At 69.8% G+C, this 23,419-nt stretch carries 26 protein-coding genes; 9 read left to right on the forward strand and 17 right to left on the reverse strand.

From position 1 onward, the window contains the following. Positions 1–65 precede the first annotated feature (65 nt). Entirely contained in the window at positions 66–1,091 is a 1,026-nt protein-coding gene (locus ACFX43_RS17005; RefSeq protein ID WP_378840954.1) for a glycoside hydrolase domain-containing protein, read from the forward strand. Here the strand turns inward: ACFX43_RS17005 and ACFX43_RS17010 are convergent. The 5 genes from ACFX43_RS17010 to ACFX43_RS17030 all read right to left on the reverse strand — a co-directional run bounded on the left by ACFX43_RS17010 (position 1,074) and on the right by ACFX43_RS17030 (position 5,093). Then, positions 1,074–1,685 carry a hypothetical protein gene (locus tag ACFX43_RS17010; protein WP_378830196.1) on the reverse strand — a complete coding sequence of 204 codons (612 nt, stop codon included), beginning with the start codon at positions 1,683–1,685 and terminating at the stop codon, positions 1,074–1,076. The two genes, ACFX43_RS17005 and ACFX43_RS17010, sit on opposite strands and share 18 nt — an antisense overlap. Continuing rightward, positions 1,672–3,477, reverse strand: a complete 1,806-nt coding sequence (locus ACFX43_RS17015) for a M91 family zinc metallopeptidase (protein WP_378830200.1) — start codon at positions 3,475–3,477, stop codon at positions 1,672–1,674. Before ACFX43_RS17015 ends, ACFX43_RS17010 begins: the two co-directional genes overlap by 14 nt. Before the next feature lie 11 nt (positions 3,478–3,488). Continuing rightward, positions 3,489–3,908 (reverse strand): hypothetical protein, encoded by a 420-nt coding sequence (locus ACFX43_RS17020; RefSeq protein ID WP_355019620.1) that lies wholly within the window; start codon positions 3,906–3,908, stop codon positions 3,489–3,491. Between the two features lie 102 nt (positions 3,909–4,010). After that, entirely contained in the window at positions 4,011–4,517 is a 507-nt protein-coding gene (locus ACFX43_RS17025; RefSeq protein ID WP_378830204.1) for a general stress protein, read from the reverse strand. Positions 4,518–4,541: 24 nt separating this feature from the next. Then, the gene (locus ACFX43_RS17030) at positions 4,542–5,093 is read right to left on the reverse strand and encodes a TetR/AcrR family transcriptional regulator (protein ID WP_378830207.1); all 552 of its coding nucleotides are present in this window, start codon (positions 5,091–5,093) and stop codon (positions 4,542–4,544) included. A gap of 174 nt (positions 5,094–5,267) precedes the next feature. Between ACFX43_RS17030 and ACFX43_RS17035 the strand changes: the two genes are divergently transcribed. Beyond that, positions 5,268–6,707: an MFS transporter gene (locus ACFX43_RS17035; protein ID WP_378830212.1), complete on the forward strand. Its 1,440-nt coding sequence runs from the start codon at positions 5,268–5,270 to the stop codon at positions 6,705–6,707. A 92-nt stretch (positions 6,708–6,799) separates the two neighbouring features. Continuing rightward, positions 6,800–8,155, forward strand: coding sequence for a glycoside hydrolase domain-containing protein (locus ACFX43_RS17040; RefSeq protein ID WP_378830217.1), 1,356 nt, complete (start codon positions 6,800–6,802; stop codon positions 8,153–8,155). Positions 8,156–8,159: 4 nt separating this feature from the next. On the opposite strand, the gene purQ is transcribed toward ACFX43_RS17040, so the two are convergent. Both purQ and purS read right to left on the reverse strand, forming a co-directional pair. Further along, the gene (purQ, locus tag ACFX43_RS17045; protein WP_355226567.1) at positions 8,160–8,828 is read right to left on the reverse strand and encodes a phosphoribosylformylglycinamidine synthase subunit PurQ; all 669 of its coding nucleotides are present in this window, start codon (positions 8,826–8,828) and stop codon (positions 8,160–8,162) included. Beyond that, the gene (purS, locus tag ACFX43_RS17050; protein ID WP_160026681.1) at positions 8,825–9,076 is read right to left on the reverse strand and encodes a phosphoribosylformylglycinamidine synthase subunit PurS; all 252 of its coding nucleotides are present in this window, start codon (positions 9,074–9,076) and stop codon (positions 8,825–8,827) included. Before purS ends, purQ begins: the two co-directional genes overlap by 4 nt. A gap of 80 nt (positions 9,077–9,156) precedes the next feature. On the opposite strand from purS, the gene ACFX43_RS17055 reads away from it, so the two are divergent. Continuing rightward, on the forward strand, positions 9,157–10,407 hold the full coding sequence (locus ACFX43_RS17055) for an MFS transporter (RefSeq protein ID WP_378830225.1): 1,251 nt from the start codon (positions 9,157–9,159) through the stop codon (positions 10,405–10,407). Between the two features lie 18 nt (positions 10,408–10,425). Here the strand turns inward: ACFX43_RS17055 and ACFX43_RS17060 are convergent, their stop codons facing one another. The 3 genes from ACFX43_RS17060 to ACFX43_RS17070 form a co-directional block, all read right to left on the reverse strand. After that, a complete protein-coding gene (locus ACFX43_RS17060; protein ID WP_378830229.1) occupies positions 10,426–11,397 on the reverse strand; it encodes a hypothetical protein in 972 nt (323 codons plus the stop codon). A gap of 103 nt (positions 11,398–11,500) precedes the next feature. Further along, on the reverse strand, positions 11,501–13,063 hold the full coding sequence (locus ACFX43_RS17065; protein WP_378830232.1) for a long-chain fatty acid--CoA ligase: 1,563 nt from the start codon (positions 13,061–13,063) through the stop codon (positions 11,501–11,503). Positions 13,064–13,177: 114 nt separating this feature from the next. Then, on the reverse strand, positions 13,178–14,086 hold the full coding sequence (locus ACFX43_RS17070; protein ID WP_378830239.1) for a phosphoribosylaminoimidazolesuccinocarboxamide synthase: 909 nt from the start codon (positions 14,084–14,086) through the stop codon (positions 13,178–13,180). 134 nt (positions 14,087–14,220) lie between these two features. On the opposite strand from ACFX43_RS17070, the gene ACFX43_RS17075 reads away from it, so the two are divergent. Together ACFX43_RS17075 and ACFX43_RS17080 are read left to right on the forward strand one after the other, a co-directional pair. Continuing rightward, positions 14,221–14,817, forward strand: coding sequence for a hypothetical protein (locus tag ACFX43_RS17075; protein WP_378830241.1), 597 nt, complete (start codon positions 14,221–14,223; stop codon positions 14,815–14,817). Further along, positions 14,817–15,416 (forward strand): nucleoside deaminase, encoded by a 600-nt coding sequence (locus ACFX43_RS17080; RefSeq protein WP_378830243.1) that lies wholly within the window; start codon positions 14,817–14,819, stop codon positions 15,414–15,416. Before ACFX43_RS17075 ends, ACFX43_RS17080 begins: the two co-directional genes overlap by 1 nt. Positions 15,417–15,421: 5 nt before the next feature. On the opposite strand, the gene ACFX43_RS17085 is transcribed toward ACFX43_RS17080, so the two are convergent. Continuing rightward, entirely contained in the window at positions 15,422–16,630 is a 1,209-nt protein-coding gene (locus ACFX43_RS17085) for an MFS transporter (RefSeq protein ID WP_378830247.1), read from the reverse strand. Positions 16,631–16,715: 85 nt separating this feature from the next. Between ACFX43_RS17085 and ACFX43_RS17090 the strand changes: the two genes are divergently transcribed. After that, positions 16,716–17,048: an ArsR/SmtB family transcription factor gene (locus ACFX43_RS17090; protein WP_378830250.1), complete on the forward strand. Its 333-nt coding sequence runs from the start codon at positions 16,716–16,718 to the stop codon at positions 17,046–17,048. On the opposite strand, the gene ACFX43_RS17095 is transcribed toward ACFX43_RS17090, so the two are convergent. Continuing rightward, entirely contained in the window at positions 17,045–17,623 is a 579-nt protein-coding gene (locus ACFX43_RS17095; protein ID WP_350715820.1) for an antibiotic biosynthesis monooxygenase, read from the reverse strand. The two genes, ACFX43_RS17090 and ACFX43_RS17095, sit on opposite strands and share 4 nt — an antisense overlap. Before the next feature lie 58 nt (positions 17,624–17,681). On the opposite strand from ACFX43_RS17095, the gene ACFX43_RS17100 reads away from it, so the two are divergent. Beyond that, complete coding sequence (locus ACFX43_RS17100; protein ID WP_160026672.1) at positions 17,682–17,999, forward strand: antibiotic biosynthesis monooxygenase; 318 nt, start codon at positions 17,682–17,684, stop codon at positions 17,997–17,999. Here ACFX43_RS17100 and ACFX43_RS17105 read toward each other — a convergent pair. Genes ACFX43_RS17105 through purB form a run of 5 tightly spaced genes read right to left on the reverse strand, consistent with a single transcriptional unit; the run spans position 17,986 to position 22,151 of the window. Beyond that, entirely contained in the window at positions 17,986–18,885 is a 900-nt protein-coding gene (locus tag ACFX43_RS17105; RefSeq protein ID WP_378830255.1) for an oxygenase MpaB family protein, read from the reverse strand. The genes ACFX43_RS17100 and ACFX43_RS17105 overlap by 14 nt on opposite strands. Positions 18,886–18,925: 40 nt before the next feature. After that, positions 18,926–19,327 carry an NUDIX domain-containing protein gene (locus tag ACFX43_RS17110; RefSeq protein ID WP_378830259.1) on the reverse strand — a complete coding sequence of 134 codons (402 nt, stop codon included), beginning with the start codon at positions 19,325–19,327 and terminating at the stop codon, positions 18,926–18,928. Positions 19,328–19,340: 13 nt separating this feature from the next. Continuing rightward, the gene (locus tag ACFX43_RS17115; protein ID WP_378830261.1) at positions 19,341–20,114 is read right to left on the reverse strand and encodes a hypothetical protein; all 774 of its coding nucleotides are present in this window, start codon (positions 20,112–20,114) and stop codon (positions 19,341–19,343) included. Next, entirely contained in the window at positions 20,111–20,677 is a 567-nt protein-coding gene (locus ACFX43_RS17120; RefSeq protein WP_378830264.1) for an RNA polymerase sigma factor, read from the reverse strand. Before ACFX43_RS17120 ends, ACFX43_RS17115 begins: the two co-directional genes overlap by 4 nt. Before the next feature lie 43 nt (positions 20,678–20,720). Then, on the reverse strand, positions 20,721–22,151 hold the full coding sequence (gene purB / locus ACFX43_RS17125) for an adenylosuccinate lyase (RefSeq protein ID WP_378830267.1): 1,431 nt from the start codon (positions 22,149–22,151) through the stop codon (positions 20,721–20,723). A gap of 39 nt (positions 22,152–22,190) precedes the next feature. On the opposite strand from purB, the gene ACFX43_RS17130 reads away from it, so the two are divergent. Further along, a complete protein-coding gene (locus ACFX43_RS17130) occupies positions 22,191–23,405 on the forward strand; it encodes a DUF4032 domain-containing protein (protein WP_378830269.1) in 1,215 nt (404 codons plus the stop codon). Positions 23,406–23,419 lie beyond the last annotated feature (14 nt).

Raw genomic sequence — 23,419 nt, forward strand, 5'->3', positions numbered from 1 at the left:
CGCGACGGCCTCGACTGGGCCGCCGCAGAGGCCCGCATCTNGGCTGGCGGCTGCTGCCGATCACGCTGGGGCCGCAGGCGTCGTGCAACCCGCACTTCCCGCGCTACCGCGACGACCCGCGGATCAGCGCCCGCTCGACCGACCAGTACGCCACGGCCAAGCGTCAGGGCATCAGCCAGGCCAACGCGACCGTGGACGCCGCCAAGCGCTACGGCATCGCCGCCGGCAGCACGATGTTCTACGACCTCGAGGGCTTCGACATAGGCAACAAGCGCTGCCGTGAGTCGGCGATGTGGTTCGTCTCGGCCTGGAGCCACCGGATCAAGGAGCTCGGCTACCGCCCGGGGATGTATTCGAGCGCGTCGTCGGGGATCAAGGCGATGTACGCCGTCTGGCACGCCCAGCCGCGCGGGTTCGTCTACCCCGCGGACCTGTGGATCGCCGACTGGGACGGTCGCGCGGGCACCTCGACCAAGTACATCCCCGACAAGCCCTGGAACCCGCACCGCCGCGTCAAGCAGTACCGCGGCCCGCACAAGGAGACCCACGGCGGAACCACCATCGAGATCGACTCCAACTTCGTCGACCTGGGCCGCGGCTCCTACGCCCGCCCGGTGACCCACTGCGGCGGCGTCCCGGTCAGCTTCACCAGCTATCCGGACCTGAAGCCACGCACCAGCTCCTACACCCCCTCGCCGATCTACACGAAGGCGCTCGAGTGCATGCTCCGCGAGCGCGGCAACTTCGGTGGCCCCATCGACGGGACGTACGACGCCGGGCTGGTGCGCTCGATCAACGCCTGGCAGCGCTCGCACGGGCTGACGGTGCGCAAGACCTGGACCCAGGGTGCCTGGAAGACGCTGTGGGCGGCCAACAGCCGCCCGCTCCTCAAGCGTGGCTCCGCCGGCGAGAGCGTCCGCGACCTCCAGCGCGCCCTCAGCGCCACCTCCGCGCCCGAGCGTCCGAAGATCACCGGCGTCATGGACTGGAACACCCACGTCGCCCTCGTCGCCTACCAGAAGCGCCTGGGCCGCACCGCGAACGGCATGGCCACCGAGGTCACCTGGTACGACCTAGCCCACGGCCGCTGAGTTGGAGCAGAAGATCTGCTGGGACTCGGCGGCCGAGTCGGAGTGGGCGAGACCGGTCACCTCGGCCGGGACGCCCTTGGGGTAGAGATCACGGAGGTCGAGGACACCGACGCAGAAGATGACCTCCTCGACCGGGTCCGGGAGGTCCGGGACCGAGTCATCGGTGAACGGGCGATACTCCTCGAGCGGCAGCGGCACACTTATGTTCCGCTTCATCTCCTCTCCCGACGCCAGCTTGGCCCAACCGACCGCCGGCATCTGGGCGAACGACTTGTCCTCCGGCAGCGCGAAGACCCGCTTGCTGACCTCGGCCCGGCTCCCGCCGCTGCCCAGGACGTAGACGGTGTCCGCCGACGCCGGCTGCAGCGCCCCGTTGGCGTACGTCGGCACCGAGTCGACCACGTAGACGTCGGTGTCCGCGTCGTTGACCACCCGGTAGCTGATCTCGAGCGCGTCCCCCGCCGTGACGATCTCCGACTCGAACCGGACTCCCTCGATCTCCTGCTCTCCTTCGGGAACCTTCGCGCAGCCGCCCATCACCAGACCTCCCGCCGTCAGCAGCGATGCCAGGAGCATCAACCTAGTAGTGGTCACGGTGCGGAGCTCCCATCTCGTCGCGGAGCCCGTTCTCGGTGTAGACGTACGGGTGGTCCGGGTCGATCTGCTCCGGCGTGCTCGGGTCGTTGTCGTGGTCGACGGGAAGACCGGCAGCCTCACGTTCACGGTTGTTCGTCCCCTGGTTCTCGGGGTCGTCGCCGTGATATTCGCCGGGCTCGAGCGTGTCGTGCATGTAGTCGTAGACGTGCGCCATCTCGTGGTAGAGCACCGCGACCGGCGGGCCGTCGACGGGCGTCTGAGGAGCACGGTTGCCGGTGTTCATCGTGTCGATGTCCGGCATGTACTCGATCTCGTTGCCGCCCATCGGTCCGTTGGACGCCGAGCTGTTCGGAGCCTCACCGGGCTCGGGGACGTACTCGCGGATGGTCAGGCTCTCCTGCCCGATCCCGAACACGCCCGAGTCGTCGTGTCTCCGGTCCAACGCGGCGAGCATCTGCTGGCCCGTCGGCGACGCGGCCAGCATCTCGAGGTCGGCGCGGGTCCGGGCGACGAACTCCGGCGAACCCTCGATCTTGATCCATTCCGGGACCTCGGTGATCTGGACCGTCACGTGCTGCTCGACGTCCTCGTCGGCGTCGCCGGACTCGCTGTGGGCCTTGTCGTCACCCGAGCCGCCGTAGGTGGTGTCGGTCCCTCGCCCGGCGTACGTCACGTCGTCGCCGGCGCCGCCGTGGATCCGGTCGTTGTCGTCTCCGCCGGAGGCGATGTCGTTGCCGTCGCCGCCGACGAGCAGGTCGTCGCCGTCGGCCCCTTCGAGGTAGTCCTGGCCACGACCACCGCTGATCCGGTCGTTTCCGGCCATGCCGTAGACGGTGTCGTCGCCGCCCGCTCCGGTGGCGAGGTCGTTGCCGCCCTGGGCGTCGATGTAGTCGCGATCGGTGCCGCCCGAGACCCGGTCGTCGCCGTCGCCGGCGAAGATGTGGTCGCGGCCCTGGCCACCGAGGATGCGGTCGCTCCCGCTGCCGCCGTTGAGCCGGTCATCACCTCGACCACCAAGCAGAGAGAGATTGACGTTGGTGCCTTGCGGGACGTTGATCTCGTCATTGCCTTCGCCGGCACGGATGACGATCTCGTTGCCGGGAGGTACGTCGTACATCTGACCGTTGACGGTGACGACCTGCCTGCCGGTCAACGGGTTGATCCCGACCGTCACCACGTCGTCGCCGCTGCCGGTGTTGATGTACGTCTTTCCGTCGACGTTGATCATGCCGACCGAGTCCACGTCGGCGGGGAGGTGGAACGGGTCCTGTCCGGACTCGGCGATCGCCGCCATGCTCGTCGACAGCCCCTGCCAGGCAGCGGTCGTCTCGACCAGCACCTGCCGGTCGGCGTTGAGATCACGGTCGAGGCCGGTCCGGATCTCGGAGGCACGCGCGATGGCGTCGGTGACCAGCTTGCTGTCCTCGGGGGTCTCGGGTTCGAACCGGATGTCGCCCGACGGACTGCCCTGGTGCGGGATGTGGGCCACCGTCGCCCAGGACTGGTCGAGATGGCCTTGCGCGATGCGTACGGTGCCGGCGATCCGAGCCGTCGCCGAGGCGGCCTTGTCGGCGAGGTCGCGTGCATTGTCGAGGTCCGTCAGGAGCGTCTTGCGATGCCCTTCGTAGGACTCGGCCGTCTGTCCCTCCCAGTCGGCGACGACGTCCTTGGAGCCGCTGATGAACGCCTCGGTGACGCCGTCGAGCGCCTTCGCGATCGAGGTCCAGCCTCGCGACGCGTCGTCGATCGATGACGCGTCGTCCCACAGCTTCCACGTGCCTTCGGACATCTCGGTGCCTCTCAGCGCGGGGTCGGGGTGGGGCCCGGCGACGGGCTCGGAGTGGGCGAGGGCGGCGGCGGCCCCGGAGTCGGCTCCGGAGGCCGCGGCGTCGGGCCCGGCTCCAGCGAGTTGCTCGACTGGGCGGCTCGGGCGACCTCCTCGTCGGTCGCGGAGATGTCGAACGCGCACAGCATGAGGGCGTCGGCGTCCGCCTCGAAGACGGCCGCGAACGACTCGAGTGCGCTGGACGCGGCCTCGACCAGCGGCCCGTGGGCAGCCGTGGTGTCGTAGCCGCCCTGGGTGTTGCCGGCGTCGCGCGAGGCGACCACGAGAGCGCCGGCGTTGTCCGTGGTCGCGCCGGTCAGGTCCATCGCCCAGTCGATGCAGCGGTCAGCGAGCTTGACGAGCTCGGCTGGACGTACGTTGATCTGAGATGACATCGGGGCCTCCTTCTCCAACGGAGTTCTTCCCCGGAACACGCGTGACTACACGCGAACGCCGCGCCTATCTCACGATCCGAGACGCCGGCGAGTGTCGGCCCGTCAGGAGAAGGGGTTGGGGAGGGCACCCGGGAGGTCGGCGAGGAGCTCGCGGGCACGGGCGGCGACCTTGTGCTCGACCAGGACCTCGTACTTGGTCGGCACGATGACCTTGACGCTCGAGAAGTCACGGGTGCCCCGGGTGGCGGCGTAGCCGATCAGCGACCAGATGAGGCCGAAGACGACGCCGAGGAGCACCGTCGACAGCAGGATGAAGAGGAAGTTCTCGTTGCCGAAGAGCGACATGATCAGGCCGACGAAGACACCGAGCCAGGCGCCGGAGAGAACGCCGGCGAGGGCGACCTTGCTCCAGGTGAGTCGACCGGTGATCCGCTCGATCTGCTTCAGCTCGGTGCCGACGATCATGCAGTTCTCGACCGGGAACTCCTTGTCGGAGAGGAAGTCGACCGTCTTCTGCGCGGCGGCGTAGTCGTCATAGGTCGCGAGCGACTGGGGAAACTCCAGCTTCAGCGGGCTCTGCGGGCCGCGGACCGGCGAGGTGAAGGACATAGCCCCAGTGTGCCCCAGGCGGGGTCAGTTCTTGAGGACGCCGTTCGCGATGACGTCGAGCATGGGACGTACGTCCTTGGCCTCGAGCGAGGAGTGGTCGGCCATGGTCGCGACGCCGCCGAGGAGGCGGCACACGTCGAGATTGTCGACACCCTCGCGCAGCGCGCCGTGCTCGGCCATCTCCGTCAGGACGCTCTCGTTGGCGTCGGCGTAGGTCTGGCACTTGGTGCGCAGCGGAGAGTCCTGGCAGCCCAGGGAGGCGGTGATCTTGGCGGCGGCACCCTGGTGGCGCGTCAGCAACGAGACGTACTCCTCGAACCAGGCGAGCAGCTTCTCCCGGCACCCGCCCTCGGTCGCCATCGCCTTCTCGACGTGGGCTGCGACTTCCTCGATCCAAGTCGCCATGATCGCCTCGTGGAGCGCCTCGCGGGTCGGGAAGTGACGGTAGAGGGTGCCCGGGCCGACGCCTGCACGTCGAGCCACCTCGTCGAGAGGCGCGTCGAGACCGCGCTCCTTGAAGACGGCATGGGCGACCTCGATCAGCCGTTCGCGGTTGCGCTGCGCGTCGGCTCTCATCCGGACCTCCTCAGTGGCTCCCGCCGCTCTGCGGGGGCCTCACGTTAACAGCAGTGACCGCTGGCACAGATAAATGCGTTGCTAACCGGAGACACCCTCCGGTAGTGTTCCATCCAAGCGGAGACTTCCTCCGCTTCACTGTACTCCTTTTCCGTCTCCAACAGGAGCTCTCGAATGACATCCACCGTGGCACCACCCAAGCCACCCGCGGCCGCCAAGGCCGCCGGCGCCGGGATCGCCCTGGTCCTGGTCGCCCAGCTGATGATCGTGCTCGACTCGGCGGTCGTGAACGTCGCGCTCCCCCGGATCGCCGACGACCTCGCCTTCACCCCGGCGGCACTCACCTGGGTGCTCAACGGCTACACCCTCGCCTTCGGCGGCCTGCTGCTGCTCGGCGGTCGCCTCGGCGACGTCTTCGGCAGGCGGCGCATGTTCGTCGTCGGCCTGTCCGTCTTCACCCTCTTCTCCTTGGCCGGCGGGCTCGCGCCGACCGACGACCTGCTCGTCATCGCTCGCGCCCTGCAGGGCTTCGGTGCCGCGATCGCCGCTCCCCAGGTGCTCGCCCTGCTGACCACGTCGGCGAAGGACGAGGCCGGCCGCGCCCGGGCGATCGCGCTCTTCGCGGCAGTCTCCTCCAGCGGCGCCTCGATCGGGCTGATCCTCGGCGGCATCCTGACCGACATCGCCTCGTGGCGCTGGACCTTGTTCATCAACGTACCGATCGGGCTCGTCGTGCTCGCTCTCGTCGGCCGCCTCGTCGCCGAGACGGCCCCGCGACCGGGGCGCTTCGACATCGTCGGCGCCGTGACCGCCACCGGCGGTGCGGCCGCGATCGTCTGGTCGCTGATCGGCGCACCGGAGCACGGCTGGACCTCCGCGCGGACCATCGGCGGGATCGCGGTCGGCCTGCTCCTGCTGGTCGCCCTCGTGCTCACCGAGCGCCGGGTCGCCCACCCGCTGCTGCAGCTCCACCTCTTCAACAGCCACCGCCGCGTCGCCGCGTTCATCGCCGCGGTCGGGCTGGTCGGGGCTCAGTTCGCGACGTTCTACCTGACCGTGATCTACCTGCAGGGCGTGCTGGGCATGGGGCCGCTCGCCTCCGGGCTGGCGTTCCTGCCGCTCACCCTGATGATCTTCGCGATGTCCCGGGTGGCGCCTCGGATCGCGGCCCGGATCGGGATGTCGCGGGTGCTGGTCCTGGGCGCCGCCGGCCTCACGGTGTCGTTCCTGTGGCTGAGCACGCTCTCGGAGACCAGCACGTACGCCGGCGCCGTCCTGGCTCCGTTCCTCCTCAACGGTGCCTTCGCCTCGCTCGTCTTCACCTCCACCACGGCTCTCGGCCTGGAGGGTGTCGACGCCGCCCACGCCGGCTCGGCCTCGGGTCTGGTGCAGACCATGCAGCAGCTCGGCGGCTCGATCGGGCTGGCCGTGATCGCCTCGGTCTACGTCGCCAACGGCACTCCCGGCGAGGTGGTCCCGGGGATGCGCGAGGCCTTCTACGCCGCGGCCGCTCTGGGCGCGCTCGGCGTCATCGCCTCGCTGAGCGTGGTGCTCCGCCGACCCTCCGGGAGACGTTCGTACGTGCCCGGGCGAGCGGCGGTCGAGATCGACTGAGATCACCGCGCACGACAGCGGGGACATAGGACCCATGGCACGAGTCGTTCGGCCCCTGACGCCCGAGGGAGCGGCCCTGCTATTGACAAGCCATGGGGGTTTTCACTCGATTCAGGGGCACCCGGCGCATCCTCGCCGCCGGTGTCATGTCAGGCATCATGGTCGTCGCGGGGCTGGCTTCGGCCGGCCCCGCGACGGCCGCCAACCCGGTCACTCCGGGCAACTTCACCGGCTTCGGATTCGACCAGTGCCAGGCACCGTCACAGACCGCGATGGACCAGTGGTGGAAGGACTCGAACTTCACCGGCGTAGGCATCTACATCTCCGGCAGGTCGCGTGCCTGCCGAACCCAGACCTACCTCTCGGCGACCTGGGTGCGCAACCAGCAGACACGTGGCTGGCGGCTGCTGCCGATCACGCTCGGCCCGCAGGCCTCGTGCAACCCGCGCTACCCGCGCTACGGCGACGACCCGCGGATCGACCCCGACCCGACCAGCCAGTACGCCGCGGCCCGGCGCCAGGCGATCAACGAGGCCAACGCGGCTGTCACCGCCGCCAAGGGATACGGGATCGCGGCCGGTAGCACGATGTTCTACGACCTCGAGGCCTTCGACATCGCCAACCGGGTCTGCCGGGAGTCGGCGATGTGGTTCATCTCGGCGTGGAGCTACCGGATCAAGGTGCTCGGCTACCGCTCGGCGATGTACTCCAGCGCGGCGTCGGGGATCAAGGCGATCTACGACGTCTGGCGCGCCCAACCGAGCGGGTTCACCTTCCCCTCGGATCTGTGGATCGCCGACTGGGACGGCCGCGCGAACACCTCGACCACCTACATCCCGGACTCGGTGTGGAGCGACCACGACCGCGTCAAGCAGTACCGCGGCGGCCACGACGAGACCCACGGTGGCGTCACGATCAACATCGACTCCGACTACCTCGACGTCGGCCGCGGCTCCTACGCCCCGCCGGTGGTCCGGTGCGGCGGCGTACGCGTCGACTTCGACTACTACCCCGACCTCAAGCCGGCGACGACGACCTACACGCCCCCGGCGGCGTACGTGAAGGCGCTCAAGTGCATGCTCAGCACCCGCGGCACCTTCGACGGTGTGATGAGCGGGTTCTACGGCTCCGCGCTACGCGCCGCGGTCCACGACTGGCAGCGTACGCACGGGCTGGCCGTCCGCGACCTGTGGACCCGGGGCGCCTGGAAGACCCTGTGGGCCGCCAACCGGCACCCGCTCCTGAAGCGCGGCTCTGCCGGCGACCAGGTCCGCGACCTCCAGCGCGCGCTCAACTCCACCACCCGCACCGAGGAGCGGGTCAAGGTCACCGGGGTCCTCGACCTGACGACCCATATCGGCCTGGCCAACTACCAGCGGCGGCTCGGGCGCACGGCCAACGGGATGGCGACGGCCGTCACCTGGTACGACCTCGCCCACGCCCGGTGAGAGATCAGGCGAAGGCCTTCTCGGCCAGCGAGGTGAAGAAGCCCAGGCCGTCGGTGCCGGAGCCGGTGAGGGTCTCCACGGCGTGCTCGGGGTGGGGCATCAGGCCGACGACGTTGCCGGCCTCGTTGGTGATGCCGGCGATGTCGTTGACCGAGCCGTTGGGGTTCACGTCGAGGTAGCGCGCGACGACGCGGCCCTCGCCCTCGAGCCGCTTGATGGTGTCGGCGTCGGCGACGTACTGCCCCTCGCCGTTCTTCAGCGGGACCACGATCTCCTGGTCCTGGGTGAAGGCGGAGGTCCAGGCGGTCGAGGTGTTCTCGATGCGCAGCTTCTGGTCGCGGCAGATGAACTTGAGGTGGTCGTTGCGCAGCAGGCCGCCGGGGAGCAGGTGGGACTCGACGAGCATCTGGAAGCCGTTGCAGATGCCGAGCACCGGAAGGCCCTTCTGGGCGCCCTCGATGACCTCGGTCATGATCGGCGCGAAGCGGGAGATGGCACCGCAGCGCAGGTAGTCGCCGTAGGAGAAGCCGCCCGGCAGGATCACCGCGTCGACGCCCTGCAGGTCGTGGTCACCGTGCCACAGCGCAACGGCCTCGTTGCCACCGACACGTACGGCGCGCTGCGCGTCGACGTCGTCGAGCGTGCCCGGGAAGGTGATGACGCCGATCTTCACTTGGCGGTCTCTTCCACGCGCACGACGTAGTTCTCGATCACCGTGTTGGCCAGGAAGGTCTCGGCCAGCTTCTCGATCTGGGCGAGCGCGTCGTCGGTGACCTCGGGGATCTCCAGCTCGAACCGCTTGCCCTGACGGACCTCGGTGACCCCGGTGAACCCGAGCCGCGGCAGGGCGCCGAGTACGGCTTTCCCCTGCGGGTCGAGAATCTCGGGCTTGGGCATGACGTCGACGACAACGCGAGGCATGGCTGCAGTCTAGGTGGGCCATACGCCGCTCACCTAAACCGTTGGCACCCCTCCCGGCCCGGTCTTTACGATCGCTCCTCGTGCGCCATCTGCTGATCGACATCACCCCGCTGCGTACGTCTCCTGCTTTCCGCCGGTTCTTCATCGGGCGGGCGGTCTCGGGGCTGGGTGGGCAGATCTCGGTGGTCGCGGTGATGTACCAGGTCTGGGAGTCGACACACAGCCCGTTCTGGTCCGGCAGCGTCGCGCTCGCGCAGCTCGTCCCGATGCTCACGATCGGGCTCTGGGGCGGCGCGGTCGCGGACCGCGCGGACCGCCGCTCGATCCTGATGGCCACGACCGTCGTCCAGCTGACGCTGGCTCTACTGCTGGTCGCTCAGGCCTTCTGGCTCGGCACCTCACCCGCATCACTCGGGCCCGTCCTCGCGCTGGTCGCGCTCATCGCCGCCACCGGCGCGGTCGCCGCCCCTGCGAGCATGGGCGTGATCCCGCGCCTGCTCCCGACCGACCAGGTCGCCGCGGGGCTCGCGCTCAACCGGCTGAGCTTCCAGGGATCGATGCTCCTGGGCCCGGCGCTGGGCGGCCTGATCATCGGCTATGCCGGCCTCGAGATCGCGTACGCCGTCGACGCGGCCTCCTTCGCCGCCGGGTTCCTCGGAGTCGCCGGCCTCCCGGCTCTCGCGCCCTCAACCCGGACGAGCGGCGGCGGAGTCCTCGAAGGCCTGCGCTTCGCGGCCACCCAGCCGGTCGTACGCGGCGTGCTCCTCGTCGATCTGGCGGCCACCGTCCTGGCAATGCCGGTGAGCCTGTTTCCGCTGGTCAACGAGGCCCGGTTCGGCGGCGACCCACGCACCCTCGGGCTGTTCCTGACCGCGATCGCGGTCGGCGGCGTGGCGGCCTCCCTCGTCTCGGGCTCGTTCACCAGACGCAGCCGGCCAGGCCTGATCACGATCGGCGCCGCGGCCGTGTGGGGTGCCAGCCTCGGCGCCGTCGGGCTGGTCACCTCACCCTGGCTGTGCCTCGCCCTGCTCGCCGTCGCCGGAGCCGCCGACTCGGTCAGCGTGGTCACCCGCGGCACCCTGATCCAGCTCGCCGTACCCGACGACCTGCGCGGCCGGACCGCCGCGATCGAGATGATCGTCGGCGCGGGCGGTCCGCAGGTCGGCAACCTTCGCGGCGGCGCCGTCGCCGAGCTGACCTCGGGGTCGTTCGCCCTGGTCAGCGGTGGCATCGCCTGCCTGCTCGCCCTCGCCGCCGTCGGCGCGACCTCCCGACCGATGCTCGCCTTCCGGACGGGGCCCACAGACTCGAAGATTCCAGCCACCGGGTGACTGCGATCTTCGAGCTAGTCACGCAGTGTCCGCCGGGCAGTCCGGGCACGAGCGAACCTGACCTTCCCAGCCCCCGAGCCGAAGCAGCTCACCGATGCGGGTGGCCGTTCGACACGGGTCCCCGAGCACCTGGCCGTAGGTGAGCCGGACGGTCCGCAGGCCCCGCACAGCCGCCGCATCCAGGTCACGAGCATGGTCAGCGTCTCGAGCCGCAGCGCTGCCGTGGAAGGCACGGCCGTCCAGCTCGACGACCAGACCGTACGCGGCGTAGGTGACGTCGCGCTCGACGGAGACTCCCGCGACCGAGTCGGCGACCTGGCGCTCTCCCGCGGGCAGGCCGTGGGCGCGCTCGACGCGGCGGAGGTACTCGCGTTCGAGCACCGAGCACGCGCCGTCGTTGAGATCTTCGAGCAGCTCGCCGAGGAGGCGCCGGTCGCGCATCCGAGGGCGACGGCGCAACGCTTCGACCAGTGCCGCGGCCCGTACGGCCTTGGCCTGGACGAGGTCGGCGAGCACTGCGAACGCCTCGTTGACACCACCCGCCTCCGAGGCCGCGTCGATCGCTGCTTCCGCGAGGAGCTGCCGGGGCGGGTAGGCGGACCAGTCGACGTATCCGTCGAATCGTGCGCGACGGCGAACGATCACGCCGTCCGGCGCGCTGATCGTCCGGCTCATCGGGATCATCACCTCGATCGGCGCACGCTCCGGCGGCTTCGGCAGCGCCGACCTCCCCGTCAGCGCGGCCGGCCAGCACACCAGCACCGCTGCCCAGGCACGTTGGCCCCAGGTCGGGTTGCCGGTGTGATTGACGTAGACCCCCGGATGAATGACCGCGAGCTCACGGTTGCGTACGAGCCGACGGATGTCGTGGTCCTGCGCATGCAGGTCACGCAACTGTCGCCGCGAGATGACACCGCCCTGGATCTCGTCACGCAGTCGCACCATGCCGTCACGGTCGAACGGCTGCTTCGCGTCCCCCGAGTGCTCCACGAAACCGTTCTACCCCAGATCGGAACTTCGTAAACTCGAAGATCGCGGCCACGAGGTGACTGCGATCTTCGAGCTACGGCTGCTGCCGGCGTACGGGAATCAGTTACTTGAGCTCGCGCTTGAGGATCTTGCCGGTGGCGGTCATCGGGAGGGCGTCGACGATCTCGACGATGCGCGGGTACTTGTAGGCCGCCATCTGCTCCTTGCTCCAGGCGACGATCTCCTCGGAGGTCGCGGAGGCGCCGGGCTTGAGCACGAGGACCGCCTTGATCTCCTCACCGTGCGAGTCGTGCGGGACGCCGATCACGGCGGCCAGCGAGACCGCCGGGTGGGTCAGCAGGACCTCTTCGATCTCGCGCGGGTAGACGTTGAAGCCGCCGCGGATGATGAGCTCCTTGGCGCGGTCGACGATGTAGTACCACCCGTCCTCGTCGCGCTTGGCGAGGTCGCCCGAACGGAACCAGCCCTCGTCCGTGAGCACCTCGGCGGTGGCCTCGGGGCGGTTGTAGTAGCCCTTGAAGATGTTGTGGCCCTTGATCGCGATCTCGCCGATCGCGTCGGGGGTCCACTCGATGTCGTCCCACGACGCCGGGTCGATCAGGCGCATCTCGACACCGGGGATCGGGACACCGATCGAGCCCGGACGCACCGGCTGGCCGTAGAGCGAGAACGACGCCACCGGCGAGGTCTCGGAGAGGCCGTAGCCCTCGAGGATGGTGACGCCGAAGCGCTTCTCGAACTCCTTGTGGATCTCGACCGGGAGGGCCGAGCCACCGGCGGCGGCGACGCGCAGGTTCTTGGCGAGGGTGGCCACGTCGGTGTCCTCGGAGAGGGCACCGAGCAGGCCCCAGTACATCGTCGGCACGCCGGCGAAGAACGTGACGCTCTCCTTGAGCATCGTCGCCAGCGCGGCAGCGGCGTCGAAGCGAGGCAGCAGCACGACGGTGCCGCCGAAGGCGATGGCGCCGTTCTGCACCACGGTCTGACCGAAGGCGTGGAAGAGGGGCAGCACGGCGAGATAGGTGTCGGGCCGCTCGGACGAGGCACCGAAGAGGTCGGCGCCGGCCAGCGCGTTGTCGCGCATGTTGCGATGCCGCAGCTCGGCGCCCTTGGGCTGCCCGGTGGTGCCGGAGGTGTAGAGGATGACCGCGGTGTCGTCCTCGTCGGTGGCCACGGTCTCGAAGGTCGGCGGCTGGGTCCCGATGCCCTGGCCGAGCGTGGTCACGCCCTCGATCGGCGACGTGGCGGTCGGGTCGGCGGTGATCAGGAAGAAGTTCTCGATCCCGGCCTCCTGCGCGCCGGCGTGCGCCTCGGCACCGATGGCGAGCTCCGGGGTGCCCTCGAAGGCGAAGAGGGCCTTCGCGTCGGAGTCCTTGAGGTGGTAGGCCACCTCGCGCCCCTTGAGCAGCACGTTGAGCGGCACGACGGTGGCGCCGGCCTTGAGGATGCCGAAGTAGACCATCGTGAAGTAGGGCAGGTTCGGGCTCATCAGAGCAACCCGGTCGCCCGCGCCGATGCCCTTGCTCGCCAGCAGGTTCGCGACCTGGTTCGCGGCACCGTTGACCTGGGCGTAGTTCAGACGGATGTCGCCAAGGACGATCGCAGTGCGCTCGGGATAGCTCGCCGCGGAGTCTTCGAGCAGCGAAGCGAGGTTGTACGTGGACACATGGCCTCCAGTGATGGTCGTGTTACGCGTCACAACTTACCCGCGCGTAGGTTCTCAGGGAACACGGTCTCGACTTTTAGTGCGACACGTGTCCCTGAAACTTTGCCTGGAGTTTCAGAAGCGGTGGCCGGTGAGCTTCTCGTACGCCTCGACGTACTTCGCCCGCGTGCGCGCGACGATCTCCTCGGGCAGCTCCGGCGGCGGACCACCAGCAGCGCGGTCCCAGCCGGACTCGGGCGAGAGCAGCCAGCGCCGGATGACGTCCTTGTCGAAGCTGGGGATCGCTGCGCCGGGGTGCCACTGGCTCGCGTCCCAGTAGCGGGAGGAGTCCGGGGTGAGCACCTCGTCGGCGAGCACGATGGTGCGGATGCCCAGGTCGTCCTGGCGTACGCCGAACTCGAACTTCGTGTCGGCCAGGATGAGGCCGCTGCCGCGGGCGATCTCGTCGGCGCGCTGGTAGACCGCCAGGGTGAGCCGGCGGACCGCGGCGGCGTCGTCCTCCCCGATCAGCTTGGAGATGTATTCGTAGGTGACGTTCTCGTCGTGGTCGCCGAGCTCCGCCTTCGTGGCCGGGGTGAAGATCGGCGGGGTGAGCCGGGAGCCGTCGACCAGGCCGGCCGGCAGCCGGATGCCGCAGACCTCGCCGGTGGCCTCGTACTCACGCAGGCCCGACCCCGTCAGGTAGCCGCGCGCGACGCACTCTACAGGCAGCATGTGGAGCTTCTGGGCGACCACCGCCCGACCGCCCACCGACTCCGGGACATCGGTCGAGAGCACGTGGGTCGGCACCAGGTCCTCGAACTGCTCGAACCACCACAGCGACAGCCGGGTGAGGATCTCGCCCTTGTCCGGGATGACCGTGTCGAAGACGTGGTCGAAGGCCGAGATGCGGTCGCTGGCGACCATCAGGAGCTGGCCGGCGTACGGACCCTCCTCCAGCTCGTAGAGGTCGCGCACCTTGCCGGAGTGGAGGTGCTTCGCGCCCGGGATCGCCGGCGCCGGCGGGATGTTGAGTTCAGCCACGGGATCAGCCTAAGAGATAGGCGGCCGCGGGCTGTAACACGTCGTTCGTAGGACTACTCGCCCTATCGGAACCGCCGGTTGGATCCTACGAACAGCGTGTTACACCTCCGCCCGCTGTGGCATGGTTTCGAGCCATGGCCGAGACAGCTGATCAGATCTACGCCCGCGTCCAGGCCGGCGGTGACCTGCCCGCACCGAGCGTGACCGAGTGGGACGTCTTCCCGTGGGTGGTACGCGACGGCGAGATCGCCCCCAAGCCGCTCGCTCCCCCGGCTCCCGAGGAGCCGCGCAGCGGTGAGGACGGGGTGGACTGCACCCTGTGCGGCACCGATCTGCCGGGCGTGATCTGGCAGGACGAGAGCTGGCGGGTCAAGCACCTGGCGCAGTCCGGGCTGCCGCTGGTGCTGATCCTCGAGCCGCTCGAGCACTACGACCTGCCCGACCTCGATGAGCACCAGGCGGCCGAGTTCGGGGTCCTCACGGTGCGGCTCGCCAGGATCGTGGAGAGCCTGCCCAACATCGCCCGCTGCCACGCGATGCGGATCGGCGACGGCGCCGAGCACCTGCACATGTGGTTCCTGGCCCGCCCGAAGGACCTGCTCTCAGTACGCGGCAGCTTCTCGCCCGACTGGGACGACATCCTCCCGCCCGGCCCCGAGGAGATCTGGCGCGCCGACCTGGCCGAGGTCGCCCGCAAGCTCGCCACCCACGGCGGCGAGGCCCTGGTCTGATGGACCTGACCGACGAGGCAGACGTACGCCGCCTGCTGGACGTGATCGAGCAGGAGATCGTCCCGCTGACCCGTGCCGGCGTGGCCGCGGGCAACAAGATCTTCGGCGCCGCGATCGTGCGCCGCGCGGACCTCTCGACGGTGGTCGCCGAGACCAACAACGAGACCGAGAACCCGCTGTGGCACGGGGAGATCCACGCCATCAAGCGCTTCTTCGAGCTGCCGGCCGAGGACCGGCCGGATCCCGCCGACTGCCTGCTGCTGGCGACCCATGAGCCGTGCTCGCTGTGCCTGTCGGGGATCGCCTGGTCAGGGTTCCCCGAGTTCGCCTATCTCTTCAGCCACCAGGACTCGGCCGACTCCTTCGCGATCCCCTACGACCTGGCGATCCTGAAGGGCGTCTACGCCGTCCCGGACCCCGACCGCGATGAGGTCGCTCCGGGGCGCGACCTCTACAACCGCACCAACGCCTACTTCGTCAGCACCGGACTCGCCCCGCTCGCCGACCCCGACCAGCTCGCCCGGATCATCCGGACCTACGACGAGCTGTCGGCGACGTACCAGGAGAGGAAGGGCGGCGGCGCGATCACGCACCCCTGACGCGGTCAGTCGCCGCTGCGCCAACGCAGCACTCCGGCCACGGCGGAGAGCACCGCGACGACGACGCCGTAGACGTAGGTCGTGGTCGTGAGACCGATCTGCGGCGTCAGCAGCCCGGCGACGACGGCCGGGATGCCGAAGGCGAGGTAGGACACGATGAAGATCACCGCGAAGACCTCCGCCCGCTCATGGGCCGGCAGGAGCGGCATGATCGAGCGCAGGATGCCGAAGAAGGCGGTCCCGAAGCCCGAGCCCGCGACGACCACTGCGACGAGGTACGCCGCCACCGAGCCGGTCGGGAGCGCGAGCAGGCTCAGCACCGTGCCGCCGGCCAGCGCGGCCGTGCCGTAGAGCGTCGTCGCCCGGGCCGAGCGGTTCCGGAAGAGGTACGCCGCCACCGCCCCGGACCCGGCGAGGGCACCGATCGCGAGCCCCTGGAGGACGTGACTGCTGGCGCCCAGCTCGGTGCGTACGATCGCGGCTCCGAGGGAGAGGAAGAGCCCACCGGTCGCCCAGCCGGCGAAGATCGCCGGGGCGCTGCGGCTGAGCAGGCCCCGGATGGCCGGCGGCACGGCGATCCGTGGACGCAGCGAGTCGAGCAGACCTTCGTGACGGGGCGCGGTCTCGGGGACAAGCCACACGCCCGCCGCGAGAAGGAGGGAGAGCATGACGAGGGCGTCGAAGACGATGAGCTGCGCGTCCGCCGCCACCTGCAGGACCACGCCGGCGACGATGGCGCCGATCGCCAGTCCGACCATCGGAGCGATGGCGTTGACCACCGCCGCGGAGCCCGGCCGCGAGGGCCGCTCGAAGTCTGCGATGGCGGCCGAGAGCGTCGAGAGCAGCAGTCCGCTCGCGACCCCCTGCAGGATCCGCGCCTCGAAGAGGACGGCGGCGGTGTCGGCTCCCTGGAAGAGCGCGAAGCTGGCCGCCAGCAGGAGGAACCCGACGGTCACCACCGGACGCCGGCCGACGTGGTCGGAGACCGAGCCGAACACGAGCAGGGTGGCGAGCAGCGCGACGGCATAGACGGCGAAGACAGCCGTCATCACCCACGGCTCGAGCCCGAGGCCAACCTGGAGGTCGGGATAGAAGGGGGAGGGCGCGCTGGCCCCGGCCATCATCAGCACCACCGCCCCGAGGGCCACCCCCGCGCCGAGTCGCCGCCCGACGACGGCGTCCGTCGTCGTACCGCTCACTACACCTGCCGACATCACCACTCCATCCATCGTTCGAATTTTTTCGAACCTTTTATGGAGAGTACGTGCCTTCCGCTGACTGTGCAACTATTATCGAACCATGAGTTCTTCCCCGGACCTCCCGCATCCCGATCGGTCGGAGCTCTCACTGACGACCGTGCTCTTCGCGCTCAGCGACCCCGAGCGCCTGGCGATCGCCCGCCAGCTGGTCGACGGACCTCTCGACATGGCGGAGTGCCACCTGAGCAGTCCGGACGTGCCGAAGTCGACCAAGTCGCACCTGATGAAGGTGCTGCGTACGTCGGGTGTGGTCCGCAACGAGGCCAACGGCCGCGCCCGGCGCCTCTCGCTGCGCCGTGAGGACCTCGACGCGCGGTTCCCCGGGCTCCTCGACGCGGTGCTCTCCGCCGAGGACGGCGGCCCGAGGGCCTAACCTCGGCGCCAGGGCGCCGGGCGGCCGTGCAGGAACCACTCCATGTTGCGGGTGATCCAGGGCAGCCCGAAGTACGTCATGAACGGCAGCGTCACGACCATCACCCCGAGCACCTTGAGCGGCAGCGCCCACTCCGCGACCAGCGGGCCGAGAAGCCAGTTGGCGAGCAGGCTGACCGGGTAGAACATCAGGAAGATCGTGATCGTCTGCTTCCACCGTGGCGGGGCCGTCGCGACCCCGGAGACCTGCTCGACGTCGTAGGTGCTCGGCGGGTCGAACCAGCCCTCGATGCCGGTACGCCGCTCGATCCGGGTCTCCTCGACGAACGGCTCGCCCGCACCCAGCCACCAGCCGCGCTGTCGGCTGTTGTCCCAGCTGCCCAGGGTCTCGTGGGAGTCGAAGCGGTAGAGCAGGTGCCACTGGTCGGAGTCCGGTGACGGCCGCACCCAGCCCGCTCCCAGGAAGCCGGGGAACTCGCTGGCCAGCCGGATCCCGGCCTGCATCCAGGCGACCATCTCGTCGCGGCGCTCCACGGAGACTCGACGGGCGATGGTCACGGTTACCGGCTCGGACATGCCGTCCATCGTCGCAGGCACGTACGCCGCCTCCCCAGCCCTCGCATAGGTTTGCGGCATGTCTGTGGTGAAGATCAATGCAATCCAGGTGCCGGCCGAGGCGGGCGCGGAGCTCGAGAAGCGGTTCGCGGCGCGGGCCGGTGCGGTCGAGAAGTCTCCGGGGTTCCTGGGCTTCCAGCTGCTGCGCCCGGTCGCCGGCGACGACCGCTACTTCGTCGTCACCCACTGGGACTCCGAGGAGTCCTTCGCGGCCTGGCGCGACGGGGATGCCCGGGCCGCGCACGCGACTCCGCCGGGTGAGGCGCCGCGCAAGCCCGTCGCCACCGGCGCCGACCTGCTGGAGTTCGAGGTCGTGCTGGACGTCAAGCCGGCGTGACATCGGAGACGCCGGGGATGCTGACGCCTCCTCGGCGCACCAACGCCTGCTCACCCTGCTGGACGACCTTGTAGAAGCGCTCGCTCCGCCCGCGCAGCAGCGGCGTGGGCCCGAGGAGCGAGAGGCGGCCGTGGGCGAGGCGGCTGGCGGTGCGTACGGCCCGCCATCTCCTCTCGGCAGCGGCCGACCACGGGATGCCGTAGTGCTCGCGGACGAGTGTCGGGAGGCTGCCCTGGACGACGGTCCGGAGCGTCTCGGAGGTCGGCGGCCCGCCAGGGAGGTGGTAGCCGGCGGTGCCGGCGATGTGGCGGCCGACCAGGCGCGCCTCGTCCACGAGATACGGCTCGTCCGAGGCGAGCCAGGCGTCGAAGCGGCGGCGGAAGTCGGGATAGGACGCCGGCGCGGCCGAGGCCGGCATGCCGAAGAGACCGGCCCAGGTCACGAACCCGTCGAAGAGCTCCTCCCGCTCGTCCGGGCGGAGCGGGCGGACCAGGGCGTCGTACATGAACTCGACCGAGTCGAGCGCGAACGCCGCCGTCCACCACATCAGCTCGGGGTCGGCGGCCGAGTAGGGCGCACCGGCCGGGTGCGCGGGGCCACCGTCGACCTCCATCGCCCCTTCGACGGGATCATGCCGCTTCGCCGTGAACGCGAGCGCCCGGTCGGCCTCCTCCTTGGTCCCGAGGAAGACCGTCTCCATCAGCCGGGCGGTCAGCGCGAGCCGCGTGTAGGGCGTAGCCCGGTGCACCGTGTGCTGCGCGGTGCCGACGAAGAGCCGTGGGTGCAGGCCGCCGATCACCAGCGCCCGCTGTCCCCAGCTCAGCCCGACGACCCGCTGACGCATGGCACGGACGACCATCGAGTCGGCGGCGAAGTACCCGGACACACCGACAGTCTGACACCGTGCCGCGGCCGGCCGGGACGGTTCAGGCGGGCTCGAGGGCGGGGACGACGTACTCCCTGGTCAGCGGGGCGAAGTCGGCTCCGTCGGTGATCTCGGCGAGCGTCGCCCAGCGCAGCTCCGCGATCTCGGCAGCGGCGTCCGGGGCGACCCCGCCGGCCCAGGTGAAGACCGTCGAGCGCACCAGGTGACCCGGCTCGTTGGCGGCGTCCGCCTCGAACTCACCGAGCAGCGCGAGGTCCTCGACCCGAAGCCGTACGCCGAGCTCCTCCGCCACCTCGCGCACGGCCGCCTCCGCGGCCGACTCCCCCGGCTCCAGTTTTCCGCCGGGGAGCATGAACTTCGCGGTGCCGTTCTTGCGGACGGTCAGCATCCGCCCGTCGCGGTCACGGAAGACGACCGCCGCGACGGTGATGACCAGACTCATGCCAGCAAGGATGTCATCGCTTCACGACGCGGTCGAACTCCGCCGCCTCGACCCACTTCAGGGTCTTCAGGACCCTGGCGAACTCGTCCGCGTTCAGGGTCGTCGACTCGATGAGGATGCTCGAGGGCCCGCCGACGGCGCTCGACTCGTCGATCGGCGGTGTCACCGCGAAGACAAACCCTTCCTCCGGAACGGCGCCGGTCAGTGCCTCCACACCGGCGATACGGGTCTCACCGGTGAAACGGGTGCAGTATTTGTCGTTTCCGCGCGGGTCCCCGCCGGTGCTGGTCACATAGACCTCGCCACCGGGACCGGTCCAGCGCTCGGCCCCTTCATGGTCCACGCCCGTCCAACCGGGGGTATCGACGATCAGCTGCTTGCCCTGGGCCACCTGTGGGACGGCGACGGTCGTGGCCTTGTACGCCGGGCACGGCTCGTTCACGGCCGTCTCGGGCTCAGCTGGACCTAGGGAGGGGGTCCCGCCCGCCAGGGTCTCACTCGACGTGGGAGCCTGGCTCGACTCGTCAGCGGCGGGCGGCGGGCCGGCCGCCGGCACAGCGGTGGTCTCCGGCGTCTGGGTGGCCGCCCAGACGCCGAGGGTGATGGCGGCAACCGCCGCGGCTGCGGCGGCGGGCACCAGCCAACCTCGCTGGCGCCTGCGGGTCGTGGTCTCGTCGGACATGATCTCCTCCAGGAGCAGTTGTCGCTCCCGAGAAGACACAGCGCGGCGAACCCGGTCTGCATCGACCGGGTTGTGGCGCCGCAGTCTTTCGATCGGGTCAGTCATCGGCCCTCCTCGGTCGCGAAGTCGTGGGGTACACCCCGCACATGTCCAGCCGCCGGCGCAGCGTCACCCAGGGCCTCGGCGAATCGCGCCCGCGCCCGCGCGAGCCGCATCCGCGCAGTCCCCGCGGCGATCCCGAGAACGGCCGCCGCCTCGCTGGGGCTCAGATCATCCCAGGCGATCAGGGTGAGCAGCTCTCGGTCGGCCTCCGACAGGACCGCCAGGGCGCGGCGTACGCGATCCTGCTCGGCCACCCCGTCGGCCAGGTCTGAGACGTCTGAACTCGCCAGGAACGTACGCAGCCGCTCCGCCAACCGCCCCCGACGCCGGGTCGAGCGGTGCTGGTTGAGGAGTACGTTGCGGGCGATCCCGAACAGCCACGGCCGGAAGTCACCGGGCGGGGCGTCCTCGAGCCGCCGCCACGCGACCAGGAAGGTCTCGCTGACCACGTCAGCGGCGTCGGCCGGCTGGTCGACGCGGCGCAACGCGTAACCGAGGACGGCCTCGAAGTTGGCGTCGTAGAGCGCCCGGAAACGCACGGCGGGCGGATCGGCGAGACGGGTCACGACCCACCATGTCCGGCTCGTCACCGGGCGTCACACACGACCTCTAGAGAATCTCACCAGGAGCGTAGGCGGCGGCCTCGGGGTGGCGGGCGGTGACGGCCTCCACGCGGCGTACGACCTCCTGGACCTGCGCGACGGCGGCACCGGTGAACTCGATCGGGTCGGCCACCAGCGACTGGATCTGGTCCTCGGTCAGACCGAGACGGGAGTCAGCTCCGAGCTTGGCGAAGACGTCGTTCTCGGCCTGGCCCTTGCGCATCGAGAGCGCGGTGCCTACGGCGGCCTCCTTGATCGCCTCGTGCGCCTCCTCGCGGCCGACGCCGTTGCGGACGGCGGCCATCAGCACCTTGGTGGTCGCCAGGAACGGCAGGTAGCGGTCGAGCTCGCGCTGGATCACGGCAGGGAAGGCACCGAACTCGTCGAGCACGGTCAGGAAGGTCTGGAAGAGGCCGTCGGCGGCGAAGAACGCGTCCGGGAGCGCGACGCGGCGCACGACGGAGTCGGAGACGTCGCCCTCGTTCCACTGGTCGCCGGCCAGCTCGGAGATCATCGAGAGGTAGCCGCGGAGCACCACCGAGAGGCCGTTGACCCGCTCGGTGGAGCGCGAGTTCATCTTGTGAGGCATCGCGGAGGAGCCGACCTGGCCCTCCTTGAAGCCCTCGGTGACCAGCTCGTTGCCGGCCATCAGGCGGATCGTGGTCGACAGGTTGGACGGGCCGGAGACCAGCTGGACCAGCGCGGAGACCGCGTCGAAGTCGAGGGAGCGCGGATAGACCTGGCCGACGCTGGTGAAGACGTTCTCGAAGCCGAGGTGCGACGCGACCCGCTCCTCGAGCGCGGCCAGCTTGTCGGCGTCACCGTCGAGCAGGTCGAGCATGTCCTGCGCCGTCCCCATCGGGCCCTTGATCCCACGCAGGGGGTAGCGGGCGATGAGCTCCTCGACCCGCTGGAGCCCGACCAGCATCTCGTCGGCGACCGTCGCGAACCGCTTGCCGAGCGTCGTCGCCTGGGCAGCGACGTTGTGCGAACGGCCGGCCATGACGGTGGTCTCGTGCTCGGCCGCAAGCCGCGCCAGGCGGGCCAGCGTCGCCACGGCACGGTCGCGGATCACCTTCAACGACGAGAGCACCTGGAGCTGCTCGACGTTCTCGGTCAGGTCCCGCGAGGTCATGCCCTTGTGGATGTGCTCGTGACCGGCCAGCGCGGCGAACTCCTCGATCCGCGCCTTCACGTCGTGGCGGGTCACCCGCTCGCGCGCCGCGATCGAGTCGAGATCGACGTCCTCGACGACCTTCTCGTACGCCTCCACGACCCCGTCGGGGACGTCGATGCCGAGATCCTTCTGGGCCTTGAGCACCGCGATCCAGAGCTGACGCTCCAGGACGATCTTGTGCTCGGGACTCCAGATCCCGGCGAGGTCGGCCGCGGCATAGCGGTTGGCAAGGACGTTGGGCACCACAGTCACGGCGGACATTCTCCCATGCTCCATGCCCACCCCCACTAACGTGGCGGTATGGCCCTGCGGATGCTCGCCAGCCGGCCCGATCCGGCCCTCTACACCCTGCCCTGGTCGCTTCCCCTGGAGGAGTGGCCAGACGACGTCGTGGTCCCCTTGGCGCGCGGTCTGAGCCGCCATGTCGTACGCATCGTGCGCGTGCGCGGCAACGTCTACGCGGTCAAGGAGACCCAGGCCGACATCGCCCGGCGCGAGTACAACATGCTGCGCGAGCTGCAGCGCCTCGGCCTGCCGACCGTCGTCGCGAAGTGCGTCGTCACCGGCCGCAAGGACCGCGACGGCAACGACCTCGGCGCCGCGCTGATGACCGACCACCTCACCTACTCGCTCCCCTATCGCGCGCTGTTCGAGCGGGGCCTGGCCGCCGACCGGCTCCCCAGCCTGATCGACGCCCTCGTCGTCCTGCTCGTACGCCTCCACCTGGCCGGCTTCTACTGGGGCGACGTGTCCTTGTCGAACGTCCTCTTCGTCCGCGACGCGGCCGGGTTCGCCGCCTACCTGGTCGATGCCGAGACCGGGGAGCTGAAGCCGGAGCTCTCCGACCGGCTGCGGGAGTACGACCTCGATGTCGCCTACCAGAACATCTACGGCGAGCTGCTCGACCTGCAGGCGAGCGAGTCCCTGCCCGAGGCCTTCCCGATCGACGCGATCGTCGAGCGGCTGCAGAGCCGCTACGACGCACTGTGGCGCGAGCTCACCGAGGAGCAGGTCTTCTCCGCCGAGGAGATGTGGCACATCGAGCAGCGCATCGAGCGCCTCCACGACCTCGGCTTCGACGTCGAGGAGCTCGACATCACCACCAGCGAGGACGGCGACACCGTCGCCCTCCGCCCGCGGGTGGTCGAGCTCGGCCACCACCGCCGCGAGCTGCGTACGCTGACCGGGCTGGACGTCCAAGACGCCCAGGCACGGCGGATCCTCAACGACATCTCCGCCTTCCGCGCCACCCGCGAGCTCGGCGACCTGCCGATCGAGGTCGCGGCGAGCCGCTGGCTGCGCGAGGTCTACGAGCCCATCGTCGCGATGCGCCCGCCCGGCGCCGCGGCCAAGCTCACCCCGGCGCAGATGTTCCACGAGATCCTCGAGCACCGCTGGGTGCTCTCCCAGTTCGCCGGCGAGTGGGTCAAGCTCATCAACGCCGCCGAGTCCTACTACGAGGACGTCATCCAGCACCGTCCCGACGAGGCCGTCACCCCGCCCGCCGAGGAGTGAGCCGGGCTCGTCAT

Origin of the sequence: Nocardioides sp. YIM B13467, from assembly GCF_042788075.1 — a bacterium.
Lineage (GTDB): Bacteria > Actinomycetota > Actinomycetes > Propionibacteriales > Nocardioidaceae > Nocardioides.